At 66.2% G+C, this 1063-nt stretch carries 1 protein-coding gene; it reads left to right on the plus strand.

Annotated features, from left to right (window positions below; translation table 11 throughout):
* Positions 1-90: 90 nt before the first annotated feature.
* Positions 91-1046 (plus strand): IS630 family transposase gene (locus MFF24_RS28610; RefSeq protein ID WP_373322759.1). Its coding sequence is split into 2 segments (ribosomal slippage): positions 91-427 and positions 427-1046, totalling 957 coding nucleotides; the frame shifts between segments, so codons are not numbered across the junction.
* Positions 1047-1063 lie beyond the last annotated feature (17 nt).

Here is a 1063-nt window from a genome sequence, read left to right on the forward strand (position 1 = left end):
ATTAGAGCTGTTGCCGACCGTGCCGAGTCGGCCTGGGGTTTTCTGAGGTGGGGCGATCTGATTCTCTGTCGGTGATCGACAGGAGGGTTGATGGCATCGTCGTTATCGTCGGATCTGCGCGAGCGTGTGGTGAAGGCCGTCGCGGAGGGTGCCTCGCGCCGTCAGGCGGCGGCGCGGTTCGGGGTTAGTGTCGCCAGCGCCATTCGCTGGCAGGAGAGCTTCGAGCGCGAGGGCCGAGTCTCGGCCAAGCCGCGTGGCGGCGACCGGCGTTCGCAGCACATCGAAGCCCATGCCGACCTGATCCTGAGCCTGCGTGCAGAGCGACCGACGCTGATCCTGTCGGAGTTGCGCGCCCTGCTGTCCGAACGGGGCATCGCCACCAGCCAAAGCGGCTTGTCGCGCTTCTTCAAGCGCCACCGCATCACACACAAAAAAACACGATCCACGCCGCCGAGCAGCAGCGGCCGGACGTGAGGGCCGAACGTGAGGACTGGTTCAAGGCCCAGGACGAGCTCGATCCCGACAAGCTCGTCTTCCTTGATGAGACGGCCACCACCACCGCCATGATGCGCCGCCATGGCTGGGCGCCCCGCGGCGAGCGCTGCCGGGTCGCCGTTCCGCACGGCCACTGGAAGACCACCACCGTCACAGCCGCTCTGCGCACGAGCGGCGTGGTCGCCACCGCCCTGTTCGACGGAGCCACCAACGGCGAGCGCTTCCGCGCCTACCTCGCCGACACCTTGATCCCCGTGCTGAAGCGGGGCGACACGGTGATCCTCGACAACCTCGCGGCTCACAAAGTGGCCGGCGTCCGAGAGGCGATCCAGGCTGCGGGCGCCCGGCTCCTGTACCTTCCGCCCTATTCCCCGGACTTCAACCCGATCGAGCAGATATTCGCCAAGCTCAAAGCCGACCTACGCAAAGCCGCAGCCCGCACGGTTCCAGACCTGAGAGCGGCAATCCGATCAGCCTTCGACAGCCTCTCCCCAAAGCAATGCCGCAACTGCCTCGCAGCGGCCGGCTACGACGCATACGATCCAGATTGATCGGCAACAGCTCTAGC

The organism is Methylorubrum aminovorans, assembly GCF_022179725.1.
Classification (GTDB): Bacteria; Pseudomonadota; Alphaproteobacteria; order Rhizobiales; family Beijerinckiaceae; genus Methylobacterium; species Methylobacterium aminovorans.